This is a genomic window from Klebsiella terrigena (genome assembly GCF_012029655.1).
GTDB classification, from domain to species: Bacteria; Pseudomonadota; Gammaproteobacteria; order Enterobacterales; family Enterobacteriaceae; genus Klebsiella; species Klebsiella terrigena.
In genome coordinates this window covers 4,594,351-4,609,037 of record NZ_CP050508.1, presented here as the reverse complement: position 1 = coordinate 4,609,037, position 14,687 = coordinate 4,594,351, and the positions used below count along the sequence as shown (strand labels likewise).

Here is a 14,687-nt window from a genome sequence, read left to right as displayed (position 1 = left end):
GATGTTGTGTCGATAATGTTATTTGTGAGTCACAGCCCGGACGATACGGTCGCCAGAGAATTGAATTAAATAAACCAGAATAACCAGTAATACCAGCACGGTATTCATTACCGTGGCGTTGTAGCCGATGTAGCCGTACTGATAGCCAATCTGCCCCAGACCACCGGCTCCGACCGCGCCGCCCATGGCGGAATAACCGACCAGGGTAATGAGCGTAATCGTCGCGGCGTTCACCAGACCCGGCAGCGCTTCAGGCAGCAGGACCTTACGCACGATCTGCATCGGCGTGGCGCCCATCGCGCGGGATGCTTCGATAAGACCCGTTGGGATCTCAAGCAGCGCGTTCTCCACCATACGGGCAATAAACGGCGCGGCGCCAACTGTCAGCGGCACAATGGCTGCCTGCAGGCCGATGGACGTACCGACAATCACGCGGGTAAAGGGAATCATCCACACCAGCAGGATAATAAAAGGTATAGAGCGGAAGATGTTCACCAGCGCCGACAGGGTTCGGTAGAGTTTGGCGTTAGCGGCAATCTGCCCCGGGCGGGTGACGTACAGCAGCACGCCTACCGGCAGGCCGAGGACAAAACCGAAAAAGCCGGAGACAAAGGTCATTGCCAGCGTTTCCCACACGCCGCGCAACAGCAGCCAGATCATTGCCTCAGACATATCCCAGTACCTCTACTTTTACATGATTTTCCTGCAGCCAGGCGATAGCCGCCTGGGTGTCTTCCTGCGTGCCGTGCATCTCGGTCAGCATAATGCCGAACTTCACGCCGCCGGCGTAATCCATCTGCGCGCTGATAATGTTGTTATTTACATTAAAGCGGCGGGCGGTTTCTGAGAGCAGCGGAGCATCGACGGAGTGGCCGGTAAACTCCATGCGCAGCATCGGGACGCTATCGGGGAGCGCGGTTGGCTTCAGGCGTGCCTGATAGTCATCCGGAATATCCAGATGCAGCGTTGATTGAATAAACTGCTGTGCCAGCGGGGTTTTTGGGTGAGAGAAGACTTCGCTCACCGTATCCTGCTCGATCAGCTGCCCGTTGCTGATGACCGCGACGCAGTCGCAGATGCGTTTGACGACGTCCATCTCGTGCGTGATCAGCAGAATCGTCAGGCCGAGGCGGCGGTTGATATCCTTCAGCAGCTCCAGAATGGAGCGGGTGGTCGCCGGATCCAGCGCGCTGGTGGCTTCGTCACACAGCAGAACCTTCGGATTACTGGCCAGGGCACGAGCAATTGCCACGCGCTGCTTCTGTCCGCCCGAGAGGTTGGCCGGGTAGCTATCATGCTTGTCGGACAGGCCGACGAGATCCAGCAGCTCGGTCACGCGGCGTTTAATCTCCGCCGGCGGAGTATTGTCCAGCTCGAGGGGGAGCGCCACGTTGCCGAAAACGGTACGTGATGACAGCAGGTTAAAGTGCTGGAAAATCATGCCTATCTGGCGGCGTGCGCGGGTGAGCTCCTTTTCAGAAAGCGCGGTAAGCTCCTGCCCACCCACCTGTACGCTGCCCTGGGTTGGACGCTCGAGGAGGTTTACGCAACGAATCAGCGTACTCTTACCGGCGCCGGATGCGCCGATAACGCCGTAAATTTGCCCGGCGGGAACATGCAGGCTGACATCGTTCAGCGCCTGTATGGTGCGGTTCCCCTGCTGGAACACTTTGGTGATATTCGAAAGTTTAATCATCAGTTATTTATTATCGTTTAGCCGTTTGCCGTGGCATTTTCTTCTGCCGTGTCCAGGCGATGCCTGTCAATGAAATGGATGTTAAGGCATCCAGACGTCTAAATCAATCCGACTCTGTATAATGAGCACTTTCTTGCATCAGGAAACATGCGATACTAATCAGACTAGCCTTTATCAGGAGTAAACCGGTGGCACAGTCAGTACCCGCAATTTTTCTCGACCGTGATGGCACGATTAATGTCGATCACGGCTATGTCCACGAAATCGATAATTTTGAATTTATCGATGGCGTAATTGATGCAATGCGTCAATTAAAGGAGATGGGCTTCGCCCTGGTGGTCGTCACCAACCAGTCCGGTATCGCTCGCGGTAAGTTTAGCGAAGCGCAGTTTGAAACGCTGACCGAATGGATGGACTGGTCGCTGGCCGACCGCGGCGTCGATCTGGACGGTATCTACTATTGTCCGCATCATCCACAGGGCACCGTTGAAGAATACCGCCAGACCTGCGATTGCCGTAAGCCGCATCCGGGGATGCTCATCTCCGCGCGTGACTACCTTAATATAGATATGGCCGCTTCTTATATGGTAGGCGACAAAGTTGAAGATATGCAGGCAGCTCTGGCGGCGGCTATTGGCACTAAAGTGCTGGTGCGCACCGGCAAGCCGGTCACGGCTGATGCGGAAAGTGCCGCTGACTGGGTGCTTAATAGCCTTGCAGACCTGCCCGCAGCCATCAAAAAGCAGCAAAAATAAGCGTTACGTATAAAAGATGAGCGGTTGAAATAAAATTGTATTTTTCCGCTTGTCATTCCCGGCGGGCTCCCTATAATGCGCCTCCATCGACACGGCGGATGTGAATCACTTCACACCAACTAGCCGGTTCGGTTGAAGAGAAAAATCCTAAATTAAGGGTTGACTCTGAAAGAGGAAAGCGTAATATACGCCACCTCGCAACGGTGAGCGAAAGCCGCGTTGCACTGCTCTTTAACAATTTATCAGACAATCTGTGTGGGCACTCAAAGTGACATGGATTCTTAACGTCCTCGGACGAAAAATGAATACCAAGTCTCTGAGTGAACATACGTAATTCATTACGAAGTTTAATTCACGAGCATCAAACTTAAATTGAAGAGTTTGATCATGGCTCAGATTGAACGCTGGCGGCAGGCCTAACACATGCAAGTCGAGCGGTAGCACAGAGGAGCTTGCTCTTTGGGTGACGAGCGGCGGACGGGTGAGTAATGTCTGGGAAACTGCCTGATGGAGGGGGATAACTACTGGAAACGGTAGCTAATACCGCATAACGTCGCAAGACCAAAGTGGGGGACCTTCGGGCCTCATGCCATCAGATGTGCCCAGATGGGATTAGCTAGTAGGTGAGGTAATGGCTCACCTAGGCGACGATCCCTAGCTGGTCTGAGAGGATGACCAGCCACACTGGAACTGAGACACGGTCCAGACTCCTACGGGAGGCAGCAGTGGGGAATATTGCACAATGGGCGCAAGCCTGATGCAGCCATGCCGCGTGTATGAAGAAGGCCTTCGGGTTGTAAAGTACTTTCAGCGAGGAGGAAGGCATTAAGGTTAATAACCTTGGTGATTGACGTTACTCGCAGAAGAAGCACCGGCTAACTCCGTGCCAGCAGCCGCGGTAATACGGAGGGTGCAAGCGTTAATCGGAATTACTGGGCGTAAAGCGCACGCAGGCGGTCTGTCAAGTCGGATGTGAAATCCCCGGGCTCAACCTGGGAACTGCATCCGAAACTGGCAGGCTAGAGTCTTGTAGAGGGGGGTAGAATTCCAGGTGTAGCGGTGAAATGCGTAGAGATCTGGAGGAATACCGGTGGCGAAGGCGGCCCCCTGGACAAAGACTGACGCTCAGGTGCGAAAGCGTGGGGAGCAAACAGGATTAGATACCCTGGTAGTCCACGCTGTAAACGATGTCGACTTGGAGGTTGTTCCCTTGAGGAGTGGCTTCCGGAGCTAACGCGTTAAGTCGACCGCCTGGGGAGTACGGCCGCAAGGTTAAAACTCAAATGAATTGACGGGGGCCCGCACAAGCGGTGGAGCATGTGGTTTAATTCGATGCAACGCGAAGAACCTTACCTACTCTTGACATCCAGAGAACTTAGCAGAGATGCTTTGGTGCCTTCGGGAACTCTGAGACAGGTGCTGCATGGCTGTCGTCAGCTCGTGTTGTGAAATGTTGGGTTAAGTCCCGCAACGAGCGCAACCCTTATCCTTTGTTGCCAGCGGTTCGGCCGGGAACTCAAAGGAGACTGCCAGTGATAAACTGGAGGAAGGTGGGGATGACGTCAAGTCATCATGGCCCTTACGAGTAGGGCTACACACGTGCTACAATGGCATATACAAAGAGAAGCGACCTCGCGAGAGCAAGCGGACCTCATAAAGTATGTCGTAGTCCGGATCGGAGTCTGCAACTCGACTCCGTGAAGTCGGAATCGCTAGTAATCGTGGATCAGAATGCCACGGTGAATACGTTCCCGGGCCTTGTACACACCGCCCGTCACACCATGGGAGTGGGTTGCAAAAGAAGTAGGTAGCTTAACCTTCGGGAGGGCGCTTACCACTTTGTGATTCATGACTGGGGTGAAGTCGTAACAAGGTAACCGTAGGGGAACCTGCGGTTGGATCACCTCCTTACCTAAAAGAACCTGCCTTTGTAGTGTCCACACAGATTGTCTGATGAAAAATAAGCAGTAAAAAATCTCTGCAGGCTTGTAGCTCAGGTGGTTAGAGCGCACCCCTGATAAGGGTGAGGTCGGTGGTTCAAGTCCACTCAGGCCTACCAAATTCGCTACCGTGCTGCGTTATGGCGACACTCACATACATCAGTATGCTTCGCGTCACCATGCCTTGCCCGATATCGAATTACGGTAAACAGAGAAAGCAATTACGATGGGGTTATAGCTCAGCTGGGAGAGCGCCTGCCTTGCACGCAGGAGGTCTGCGGTTCGATCCCGCATAGCTCCACCATCCTTTTACTGCACAAAATAAGAAAACTTCAGAGTGTTCCTGAAAAGGTGCACTGCGAAGTTTTGCTCTTTAAAAATCTGGATCAAGCTGAAAATTGAAACGACGCACTGTTTCCTTTCTCCGTAATAAGAAAGGAAAGACGGTGTGTTCGAGTCTCTCAAATTTTCACAACACGACCTGTTTTACGAAACAGCTTCGGGTTGTGAGGTTAAGCGACTAAGCGTACACGGTGGATGCCCTGGCAGTCAGAGGCGATGAAGGACGTGCTAATCTGCGATAAGCGTCGGTAAGGTGATATGAACCGTTATAACCGGCGATTTCCGAATGGGGAAACCCAGTGTGATTCGTCACACTATCGTTAAGTGAATACATAGCTTAACGAAGCGAACCGGGGGAACTGAAACATCTAAGTACCCCGAGGAAAAGAAATCAACCGAGATTCCCCCAGTAGCGGCGAGCGAACGGGGAACAGCCCAGAACCTGAATCAGTTTGTGTGTTAGTGGAAGCGTCTGGAAAGTCGCAGGGTACAGGGTGATACTCCCGTACACTAAAATGCACATGCTGTGAGTTCGAAGAGTAGGGCGGGACACGTGGTATCCTGTCTGAATATGGGGGGACCATCCTCCAAGGCTAAATACTCCTGACTGACCGATAGTGAACCAGTACCGTGAGGGAAAGGCGAAAAGAACCCCGGCGAGGGGAGTGAAACAGAACCTGAAACCGTGTACGTACAAGCAGTGGGAGCCTCTTTTATGGGGTGACTGCGTACCTTTTGTATAATGGGTCAGCGACTTATATTCTGTAGCAAGGTTAACCGTATAGGGGAGCCGCAGGGAAACCGAGTCTTAACTGGGCGTTAAGTTGCAGGGTATAGACCCGAAACCCGGTGATCTAGCCATGGGCAGGTTGAAGGTTGGGTAACACTAACTGGAGGACCGAACCGACTAATGTTGAAAAATTAGCGGATGACTTGTGGCTGGGGGTGAAAGGCCAATCAAACCGGGAGATAGCTGGTTCTCCCCGAAAGCTATTTAGGTAGCGCCTCGTGAATTCATCTTCGGGGGTAGAGCACTGTTTCGGCTAGGGGGTCATCCCGACTTACCAACCCGATGCAAACTACGAATACCGAAGAATGTTATCACGGGAGACACACGGCGGGTGCTAACGTCCGTCGTGAAGAGGGAAACAACCCAGACCGCCAGCTAAGGTCCCAAAGTCATGGTTAAGTGGGAAACGATGTGGGAAGGCACAGACAGCCAGGATGTTGGCTTAGAAGCAGCCATCATTTAAAGAAAGCGTAATAGCTCACTGGTCGAGTCGGCCTGCGCGGAAGATGTAACGGGGCTAAACCATGCACCGAAGCTGCGGCAGCGACGCTCAGGCGTTGTTGGGTAGGGGAGCGTTCTGTAAGCCGTTGAAGGTGGCCTGTGAGGGTTGCTGGAGGTATCAGAAGTGCGAATGCTGACATAAGTAACGATAAAGCGGGTGAAAAGCCCGCTCGCCGGAAGACCAAGGGTTCCTGTCCAACGTTAATCGGGGCAGGGTGAGTCGACCCCTAAGGCGAGGCCGAAAGGCGTAGTCGATGGGAAACAGGTTAATATTCCTGTACTCGGTGTTACTGCGAAGGGGGGACGGAGAAGGCTATGTTAGCCGGGCGACGGTTGTCCCGGTTTAAGCATGTAGGCGGAGAGTTTAGGTAAATCCGGACTCTTGTTAACGCTGAGGTGTGATGACGAGGCACTACGGTGCTGAAGTAACAAATGCCCTGCTTCCAGGAAAAGCCTCTAAGCATCAGGTAACATCAAATCGTACCCCAAACCGACACAGGTGGTCAGGTAGAGAATACCAAGGCGCTTGAGAGAACTCGGGTGAAGGAACTAGGCAAAATGGTGCCGTAACTTCGGGAGAAGGCACGCTGATGGTAAGTGAAGTGACTTGCTCACGGAGCTGAAATCAGTCGAAGATACCAGCTGGCTGCAACTGTTTATTAAAAACACAGCACTGTGCAAACACGAAAGTGGACGTATACGGTGTGACGCCTGCCCGGTGCCGGAAGGTTAATTGATGGGGTTATCCGTAAGGAGAAGCTCTTGATCGAAGCCCCGGTAAACGGCGGCCGTAACTATAACGGTCCTAAGGTAGCGAAATTCCTTGTCGGGTAAGTTCCGACCTGCACGAATGGCGTAATGATGGCCAGGCTGTCTCCACCCGAGACTCAGTGAAATTGAACTCGCTGTGAAGATGCAGTGTACCCGCGGCAAGACGGAAAGACCCCGTGAACCTTTACTATAGCTTGACACTGAACATTGAGCCTTGATGTGTAGGATAGGTGGGAGGCTTTGAAGCGTGGACGCCAGTCTGCGTGGAGCCAACCTTGAAATACCACCCTTTAATGTTTGATGTTCTAACGTAGACCCGTGATCCGGGTTGCGGACAGTGTCTGGTGGGTAGTTTGACTGGGGCGGTCTCCTCCCAAAGAGTAACGGAGGAGCACGAAGGTTAGCTAATCCTGGTCGGACATCAGGAGGTTAGTGCAATGGCATAAGCTAGCTTGACTGCGAGCGTGACGGCGCGAGCAGGTGCGAAAGCAGGTCATAGTGATCCGGTGGTTCTGAATGGAAGGGCCATCGCTCAACGGATAAAAGGTACTCCGGGGATAACAGGCTGATACCGCCCAAGAGTTCATATCGACGGCGGTGTTTGGCACCTCGATGTCGGCTCATCACATCCTGGGGCTGAAGTAGGTCCCAAGGGTACGGCTGTTCGCCGTTTAAAGTGGTACGCGAGCTGGGTTTAGAACGTCGTGAGACAGTTCGGTCCCTATCTGCCGTGGGCGCTGGAGAATTGAGGGGGGCTGCTCCTAGTACGAGAGGACCGGAGTGGACGCATCACTGGTGTTCGGGTTGTCATGCCAATGGCATTGCCCGGTAGCTAAATGCGGAAAAGATAAGTGCTGAAAGCATCTAAGCACGAAACTTGCCCCGAGATGAGTTCTCCCTGACTCCTTGAGAGTCCTGAAGGAACGTTGAAGACTACGACGTTGATAGGTCGGGTGTGTAAGCGTAGCGATACGTTGAGCTAACCGATACTAATGAACCGTGAGGCTTAACCTTACAACGCCAAAGCTGTTTGGTGTGATGAATTTGAGAGATTTTCAGCTGATACAGATTAACTGACAGGCCTGATGGCGTGTTGGTAACAGAATTTGCCTGGCGGCAATAGCGCGGTGGTCCCACCTGACCCCATGCCGAACTCAGAAGTGAAACGCCGTAGCGCCGATGGTAGTGTGGGGTCTCCCCATGTGAGAGTAGGGAACTGCCAGGCATCAAATTAGCAGTATGGCACTGACTTTCGAGGCAGTTCACTACTCGACAGAGAGTAGGACAAAAGCGAATGCTTTTGAACGTTGCGCAGCAACGGCCCGAAGGGTGAATCACAAAGTGATTCATAAACTGCCAGGCATCAAATTAGCAGTAAACCGGGGCAATAAACCGGTTGTTGTAAAGAAATTCGGTGGAGCGGTAGTTCAGTCGGTTAGAATACCTGCCTGTCACGCAGGGGGTCGCGGGTTCGAGTCCCGTCCGTTCCGCCACTTATTAAAAGCCCTGAGCATTTGCTCAGGGCTTTTTCTTTTTCCGTCGTACTATTGTTGCTGTTTCAGCAAAAATCCTCTGCATTTATCGATCTTTTTCCCTTCCGATGCATCAGCCATAATGTTCTCAATGAGTTAACACTAAGTAAAAAAGAGGAATTTATGGCAATCCCCGCATTTGGTCTTGGAACCTTCCGTCTGAAAGATGATGTGGTTATCGCGTCGGTAAAAACGGCGCTGGAACTGGGCTACCGTACTATTGATACCGCCCAGATCTATGATAACGAAGCGGCCGTTGGCCAGGCCATCGCTGAAAGCGGCGTGGCGCGTGATGAGCTGTTTATCACCACCAAGATCTGGATCGAAAACCTGAGCAAGGGCGCGCTCATTGCCAGCCTGAGAGAGAGCCTGAAAAAACTGCGTACTGATTATGTCGATCTGACGCTGATCCACTGGCCTTCGCCGGGCGATGCCGTTGCCGTTGAAGAGTTTATGCCGGCGCTGCTGGAAGCTAAAGAGCTGGGGCTGACTCGGCAGATCGGGATTTCAAACTTCACGATTCCGCTGATGGAACGCGCGATTGCTGCCGTCGGCGCTGAAAACATTGCTACCAATCAGATTGAGCTATCCCCCTACCTGCAGAACCGCAAGACTGTAGATTGGGCGACGGCGCACGGTATCCATATCACCTCGTACATGACGTTGGCATATGGTAAGGCACTGAAAGATGAAGTTATTTCAGGTATTGCCGCGAAGCACAGTGCAACGCCTGCGCAGGTGATACTGGCCTGGGCTTTGGGAGAAGGCTACGCGGTGATCCCGTCTTCAACTAAACGTGAAAATCTGGCGAGCAACCTGAAAGCTCAGGATCTGCAGCTGGATGAGGAAGATCGTACTGCGATCGCCGCGCTGGATTGCAACGATCGTCTGGTTAGCCCGGAAGGTCTTGCCCCCGAGTGGGATTAAAATAACCCACCCTCTGTAGCCTTTATTTAACCCTCTACAGCTCCTTCGGGAGCTGTTTTACGTGCTCGCTGAGAAAATCAATAAACGCCCTAATCCGGGTACTGACCGCTCTGTCGCTGTAGTAAACGGCGCTAAAGGGCATTTCTACCGGCAGCCGCTTGTCGGCAAGAAGCTCGACAAACTCCCCGCTCGCAATCTCCTGATTCACCATATAATCCGATAAACAGGCGATGCCGTTACCGGCCAGGCACAGCTGCTTGATGGTTTCCCCACTATTGGAGGATATCTCGCAGCTGACTTCCAGCAGCTGACCATCGCAGCAGGAGACTGGCCAGGTATTTAGTGAAAGGGGTTCAGTAAAACCCAGGCACTGATGATCTTTAAGGCTGGCTGCATCCTGCGGCGTGCCGTGGCGGGAGAGGTAGTCAGGTGAGGCGATGATTTTGCGGTAGCTGTTAAACAGCGGCCGGGCGCGCAGGCTGGAATCCGTCAACGTACCCGCGCGGATCGCAACATCAACCTTACGCTCAATCAGGTTGATGAAGGTTTCTGACGACACCAGCGCGAGGGTCATTTCTGGATAGCGCTCGCGAAAAGGCTTCACCAGCGGCATCAGAAAGTGGAGCATCACGGGGGTGGCGGCATCTACCCGCAGCAATCCTCTTGGCGTCGTCCGCGTTTCCAGAAGCTCATTTTCCGCCGCCGCCATCTCCTGAAGCACCACCTGCATTCGGCGAAAGTAGCGTTCTCCCTCCTCGGTCAGGCTTAGCTGGCGAGTCGTTCGGTTAAGCAGGCTGACGCTAAGCTTGGATTCCAGCTTTTTTACCGCCCGGCTGACGGCGGAGTTTGCCTGTCCCAGCTGTTCCGCCGCGCGGCTAAAGCTTCCGCTTTCCACCACGGCGACAAAGATGGCAATCTCTTCTGATGTTGCTCTCATTATTGCACCTGTAGCAAAATTCTATTGAGACTTTGATAGTTTTTGTTATTTAAGCATCCCTGCATACTACGTGTCATCTTAATCCTGATGCTACGGAGTAAATTATGCCACTGGCGCTACTTGCCTTAACTATCGGTGCCTTTGCGATTGGCACCACCGAGTTTGTAATTGTCGGCCTGGTGCCGACGATCGCAGAACAGCTGGCCATCTCACTGCCTTCAGCGGGTCTGTTGGTTTCTATCTACGCGCTGGGCGTCGCGATCGGCGCCCCGGTGCTGACGGCGCTGACCGGCCGCATGCCGCGCAAACAGCTGCTGCTGGCGCTAATGGTGCTGTTCACTGCCGGCAACCTGCTCGCCTGGCAGGCGCCGGGTTATGAAACGCTGATTTTCGCCCGCCTGCTTACCGGCCTGGCGCACGGCGTGTTCTTCTCGATTGGTTCTACTATTGCGACCAGCCTGGTGCCTAAAGAGAAGGCCGCATCGGCGATTGCCATCATGTTTGGCGGTCTGACCGTGGCGCTGGTCACCGGGGTACCTATCGGTACCTTTATCGGCCAGCATTTCGGCTGGCGTGAAACCTTCCTTGCGGTTTCCATCCTTGGCGTGATTGCGCTGGTGAGCAGCCTGATTCTGGTGCCGAACAATATTCCGGGTCGGGCCAGTGCCAGCCTGCGCGATCAGATGCAGGTGTTAACCCATCCGCGCTTGCTGATCATCTATGCCATTACCGCCCTGGGATATGGCGGCGTCTTCACGGCGTTTACCTTCCTCGCACCAATGATGCAGGACCTTGCCGGTTTCACTCCGTCTGCGGTGAGCTGGATTTTACTGGGCTACGGTGTTTCAGTGGCGTTGGGTAACGTCTGGGGCGGCAGGCTGGCCGACAGGCACGGAGCGGTAGCCGCACTGAAGCTTATCTTTGCTGCTCTGGTTGTGCTGCTGCTGGTGTTCCAGCTGACGGCCAGTATCCAGTATGCTGCGCTGGCAACGGTGCTGGTGATGGGAATCTTTGCCTTCGGCAACGTGCCGGGCCTGCAGGTCTATGTCGTACAGAAAGCGGAGCAGTACACGCCCGGTGCCGTCGACGTTGCCTCCGGCCTTAACATCGCCGCTTTTAACGTCGGTATCGCTTTAGGCTCTATTATTGGCGGACAAACCGTAGAGCGCTATGGCCTGGCCGAGACGCCGTGGATTGGCGCAGTAATTGTGTTGGCTGCGCTGCTGCTGGTCATACTGAGCGGTCGCCTGGATAAATCTCGCCCGGCAAAGGCGGTTTCCGTCGAAGGATAAAGGTTTCTCGCGAATTGCATTGAAAGTGCATACGAAAATCCCTATAACAGAATAACCGGCCGCAGTCAGGCCGGTTTCATGTTATCGAGGTTTGATGCCTAAATTGCGAAAGAATACTTATGCTATGCGCTATGTCGCCGGACAGCCTGCGGAGAGAATTTTGCCTCCGGGGTCGTTTGCAAGCCTTAGCCATGGTTTCCCGCCAGGCGTCCCTTTAAGCAGCGATGAGAAGATCCGCGTGCTGGTGTGGAATATCTTTAAACAGCAGCGGGCCGAGTGGAAGTCAGTGCTGAATAATTTCGGTAAAGACGCCCATCTGGTGCTGTTACAAGAGGCGCAAACGACGCCCGAACTGGTCAGATTCGCCACGACCAACTATCTGGCTGCCGATCAGGTTCCCGCACTCGTTCTGCCTCAGCACCCCTCTGGCGTCATGACGCTGGCTTCGACTCATCCGGTCTACTGCTGCCCTCTGCGCGAACGCGAACCCATTTTGCGTCTGGCTAAATCGGCGCTTGTGACCGTCTACCCGCTGCCGGATATGCGTTTGCTGATGGTGGTGAACATCCATGCGGTTAACTTCAGCCTTGGGGTTGATGTCTACAGCAAGCAGCTGTTACCTATCGGCGACCAGATAGCGCACCACAGCGGCCCGGTTATTATGGCCGGCGACTTTAATGCCTGGAGCCGACCGCGCATGAATGCGCTCTATCGCTTTGCCCGCGAAATGTCGCTGCGCGAGGTTCGTTTTTCTGACGATCAGCGCCGCCGCACTTTTGGTCGCCCGCTCGATTTTGTGTTCTACCGGGGATTAAGCGTGCACGATGCCTCCGTGCTGGTCACCCGCGCCTCCGATCACAATCCGCTACTCGTCGAATTCAGTCCCGGCAAGCCTGATTAATTAAGGTACGTCAGGCCTGCCATGGGGCGGGCCTGCGCAAGCAAGGTGCTGCCTTTATTATTCAAACAACCGAAGGACAACACAATGACAACACGCTCTCACCATGACAACGTCGAAAAGCAGTTTGGCTCACAGGCCAGCGCTTACCTGACCAGCGCCGTACACGCATCGGGACGCGATCTGCAGCGGCTGGCCGAGCGGCTGGCTGATTTCCCCGCTGCGCAGGTTCTCGATATGGGCTGCGGTGCCGGGCATGCCAGCTTTGCTGCGGCCGGGCAGGTGGCAGGGGTAACGGCATATGATTTATCCAGCCAGATGCTGGACGTTGTGGCGCAGGCCGCTCAGGAAAAGGGTTTTTCCAATATAAGGACCCAGCAGGGCTATGCGGAAACGCTGCCCTTTGCGGCGGACAGCTTTGACGTGGTGATTAGCCGCTATTCTGCCCATCACTGGCATGATGTTGGCCAGGCGCTGCGCGAGGTCAAACGCGTTCTCAAGCCGGGTGGGGTGCTGATTATTATGGACGTCATGTCACCGGGACATCCGGTTCGTGACGTGTGGCTGCAAACGGTTGAAGCGCTGCGCGATACCTCTCACGTTCGCAACTATTCCAGCGGAGAGTGGCTGGCGCTGGCGAACGATGCCGGGCTGGTCACGAATAGTTTATCGACCGACCGCCTGCCGCTGGAGTTCAGCTCATGGGTGGCGCGTATGCGTACGCCGGAGGCGCTGGCAGCAGCGATTCGCCTCTATCAGGATAGCGCCTCGGCAGAGGTAAAAGCCTACTTTGCCTTACAGGACGACGGCTCCTTTACCAGCGATACCATCATGTTTGAAGCGCATAAAGCGGTATAAAAAGAAAAGGCACCGGGAGACGGTGCCTTTTTTTATCAGGTATATCAGGAATCCGGCCGGCCGCTATTTTTTACAAACAGCGTGAGCTGATCGCCTGGTTTCAGGTCATCGGTGCCGTTGTTCCAGCGCATCACATCACGAATATTCACGCCATGTCGTTTTGCGATGCTCGACAGCGAGTCGCCTTTGCGTACGCGATAGGTGATGCTATCGCTGTTGTTCGCAAGACGCGTCGCGCTGCTACCGGCGCCAACTACCAGCTCCTGGCCCGCTTTCAGCCCGGATCCGCGCAGATTATTCCACTGCTGCAAATCTTTCGTCGATACGCCGAGACGTGAGGCGATCCCGGAAATGGTATCGCCTGAACGAACCTTATAGCTGCGGCTGGTCAACGGCGCGTTGGCCGCGAGCTGCGTTGGCTGTACGGCAGCAATGTCGCCAGAGGCCAGAGACTCACGCAGCTGAGCGGCATGTTTCTGTGGCACCATCACGTACTTCGGCCCGTTCGCGCCCAGGGTTGATCCCTTTACTCCGGCGTTGAATGTCTTCAGCTTGCCGACGGGCATTCCTGCCATATCGGCCAGTTGGCTAATATCAACCGGACTATCGAGGCGAACTCGCGCCAGCGCACGGCTTTCGTCTGCCGTCGGCAGCTTCACGCCATAGCGCTTGCTGTTTTTGAGAATATCGCTCAAAGCCAGCATCTTAGGTACGTAAATCTTGGTTTCCTGTGGTAATGAAAGCGACCAAAAATCAGTGGGCTTGCCGCGTGATTTATTCGCTTTCATTGCCTTCAGTACCCGGCCTTCACCGCTGTTATAAGCTGCGACGGTCAACAGCCAGTCGCCGTCAAACATCTTATTCAGACGCTGCATCATGTTCAGCGCCGCCGTAGTAGAGGCGACGACGTCACGACGCGCATCGTAGCTGCGGGTCTGTTTTAAACCATAATTGCGCCCGGTGCTCGGAATGATCTGCCAAATGCCTGCGGCATTGGCGCCAGACGTTGCATGCGGGTTAAAAGCGCTCTCCACTATGGGTAGTAATACCAGTTCCATTGGCATGTTACGTTTCTTAACTTGCCCGGCTATCCAGTACATATACGGCTCTGCCCGTAAAGTTACATCGTGGAGATAGCTCTTATTACGTAAGTACTTCTGTTTCTGTTCGCGAATCCGGGTATTTTCCGGAATTCCCATCTTTAGCTCGTCGCCTATGGAAGTCCACAGATCCTGGTCTTGCGCGTAGAAGGTTCCATCATCTAACCAGCGCGCTTGACTTGTGAACTTACCTGCTTCCCCTTGACCAGCTGCAGAAAGGCTCTGTGCGTGCTGTTGAACGTTGCCATCGTGATTAGACGATTGGCATCCCGCCAGCAGGACAGAGACGAGTAAAATCGCTCGTGCCTTCATGTGTGTGTCAATAGTTGCTTAAAAGACGAGCAAGAA

At 54.0% G+C, this 14,687-nt stretch carries 9 protein-coding genes, 3 tRNA genes and 3 rRNA genes; 11 read left to right on the top strand and 4 right to left on the bottom strand.

Annotated elements, in window-relative coordinates; all coding sequences use genetic code 11:
- Positions 1-18: 18 nt before the first annotated feature.
- Together HCK03_RS21645 and metN are read right to left on the bottom strand one after the other, a co-directional pair.
- On the bottom strand, positions 19-672 hold the full coding sequence (locus tag HCK03_RS21645) for a methionine ABC transporter permease MetI (protein ID WP_041144154.1): 654 nt from the start codon (positions 670-672) through the stop codon (positions 19-21).
- Positions 665-1,696, bottom strand: a complete 1,032-nt coding sequence (metN, locus tag HCK03_RS21640; protein WP_041144155.1) for a methionine ABC transporter ATP-binding protein MetN — start codon at positions 1,694-1,696, stop codon at positions 665-667. Before metN ends, HCK03_RS21645 begins: the two co-directional genes overlap by 8 nt.
- Positions 1,697-1,884: 188 nt before the next feature.
- Between metN and gmhB the strand changes: the two genes are divergently transcribed.
- The 8 genes from gmhB (at position 1,885) to dkgB (ending at position 9,254) form a co-directional block, all read left to right on the top strand.
- Positions 1,885-2,451, top strand: coding sequence for a D-glycero-beta-D-manno-heptose 1,7-bisphosphate 7-phosphatase (gene gmhB / locus HCK03_RS21635; protein ID WP_167692174.1), 567 nt, complete (start codon positions 1,885-1,887; stop codon positions 2,449-2,451).
- 369 nt (positions 2,452-2,820) lie between these two features.
- Positions 2,821-4,362 (top strand): 16S ribosomal RNA (locus HCK03_RS21630).
- Positions 4,363-4,433: 71 nt separating this feature from the next.
- Positions 4,434-4,510 (top strand) — tRNA-Ile (locus HCK03_RS21625).
- Positions 4,511-4,619: 109 nt separating this feature from the next.
- Positions 4,620-4,695 (top strand) — tRNA-Ala (locus HCK03_RS21620).
- A 206-nt stretch (positions 4,696-4,901) separates the two neighbouring features.
- Positions 4,902-7,809, top strand: a 23S ribosomal RNA gene (locus HCK03_RS21615).
- Between the two features lie 95 nt (positions 7,810-7,904).
- Positions 7,905-8,020, top strand: a 5S ribosomal RNA gene (rrf, locus tag HCK03_RS21610).
- Together the 16S, 23S and 5S rRNA genes with 3 tRNA genes alongside form the textbook arrangement of a ribosomal RNA operon.
- Positions 8,021-8,211: 191 nt before the next feature.
- Positions 8,212-8,288 (top strand) — tRNA-Asp (locus HCK03_RS21605).
- Between the two features lie 162 nt (positions 8,289-8,450).
- Positions 8,451-9,254, top strand: a complete 804-nt coding sequence (dkgB, locus tag HCK03_RS21600; protein ID WP_041144157.1) for a 2,5-didehydrogluconate reductase DkgB — start codon at positions 8,451-8,453, stop codon at positions 9,252-9,254.
- Positions 9,255-9,288: 34 nt separating this feature from the next.
- Here the strand turns inward: dkgB and yafC are convergent, their stop codons facing one another.
- Entirely contained in the window at positions 9,289-10,191 is a 903-nt protein-coding gene (yafC, locus tag HCK03_RS21595; protein ID WP_167692173.1) for a DNA-binding transcriptional regulator YafC, read from the bottom strand.
- A gap of 104 nt (positions 10,192-10,295) precedes the next feature.
- Between yafC and HCK03_RS21590 the strand changes: the two genes are divergently transcribed.
- From HCK03_RS21590 to HCK03_RS21580, 3 genes are all read left to right on the top strand, one after another.
- Positions 10,296-11,483, top strand: a complete 1,188-nt coding sequence (locus tag HCK03_RS21590) for an MFS transporter (protein ID WP_167692172.1) — start codon at positions 10,296-10,298, stop codon at positions 11,481-11,483.
- A 103-nt stretch (positions 11,484-11,586) separates the two neighbouring features.
- On the top strand, positions 11,587-12,384 hold the full coding sequence (locus tag HCK03_RS21585; protein ID WP_115194019.1) for an endonuclease/exonuclease/phosphatase family protein: 798 nt from the start codon (positions 11,587-11,589) through the stop codon (positions 12,382-12,384).
- Positions 12,385-12,468: 84 nt separating this feature from the next.
- Positions 12,469-13,239, top strand: coding sequence for a class I SAM-dependent methyltransferase (locus HCK03_RS21580; protein ID WP_041144161.1), 771 nt, complete (start codon positions 12,469-12,471; stop codon positions 13,237-13,239).
- A 44-nt stretch (positions 13,240-13,283) separates the two neighbouring features.
- Here the strand turns inward: HCK03_RS21580 and mltD are convergent, their stop codons facing one another.
- On the bottom strand, positions 13,284-14,651 hold the full coding sequence (gene mltD, locus HCK03_RS21575; RefSeq protein ID WP_041144162.1) for a murein transglycosylase D: 1,368 nt from the start codon (positions 14,649-14,651) through the stop codon (positions 13,284-13,286).
- Between the last annotated feature and the right edge of the window lie 36 nt (positions 14,652-14,687).

What these genes read in the sequence shown, in the direction of transcription:
- HCK03_RS21645 (WP_041144154.1), bottom strand. Translation starts at nt 672, where the DNA reads ATGTCTGAGGCAATGATCTGGCTGCTGTTGCGCGGCGTGTGGGAAACG.
- metN (WP_041144155.1), bottom strand. Translation starts at nt 1,696, where the DNA reads ATGATTAAACTTTCGAATATCACCAAAGTGTTCCAGCAGGGGAACCGC.
- dkgB (WP_041144157.1), top strand. Translation starts at nt 8,451, where the DNA reads ATGGCAATCCCCGCATTTGGTCTTGGAACCTTCCGTCTGAAAGATGAT.
- yafC (WP_167692173.1), bottom strand. Translation starts at nt 10,191, where the DNA reads ATGAGAGCAACATCAGAAGAGATTGCCATCTTTGTCGCCGTGGTGGAA.
- HCK03_RS21590 (WP_167692172.1), top strand. Translation starts at nt 10,296, where the DNA reads ATGCCACTGGCGCTACTTGCCTTAACTATCGGTGCCTTTGCGATTGGC.
- HCK03_RS21580 (WP_041144161.1), top strand. Translation starts at nt 12,469, where the DNA reads ATGACAACACGCTCTCACCATGACAACGTCGAAAAGCAGTTTGGCTCA.
- mltD (WP_041144162.1), bottom strand. Translation starts at nt 14,651, where the DNA reads ATGAAGGCACGAGCGATTTTACTCGTCTCTGTCCTGCTGGCGGGATGC.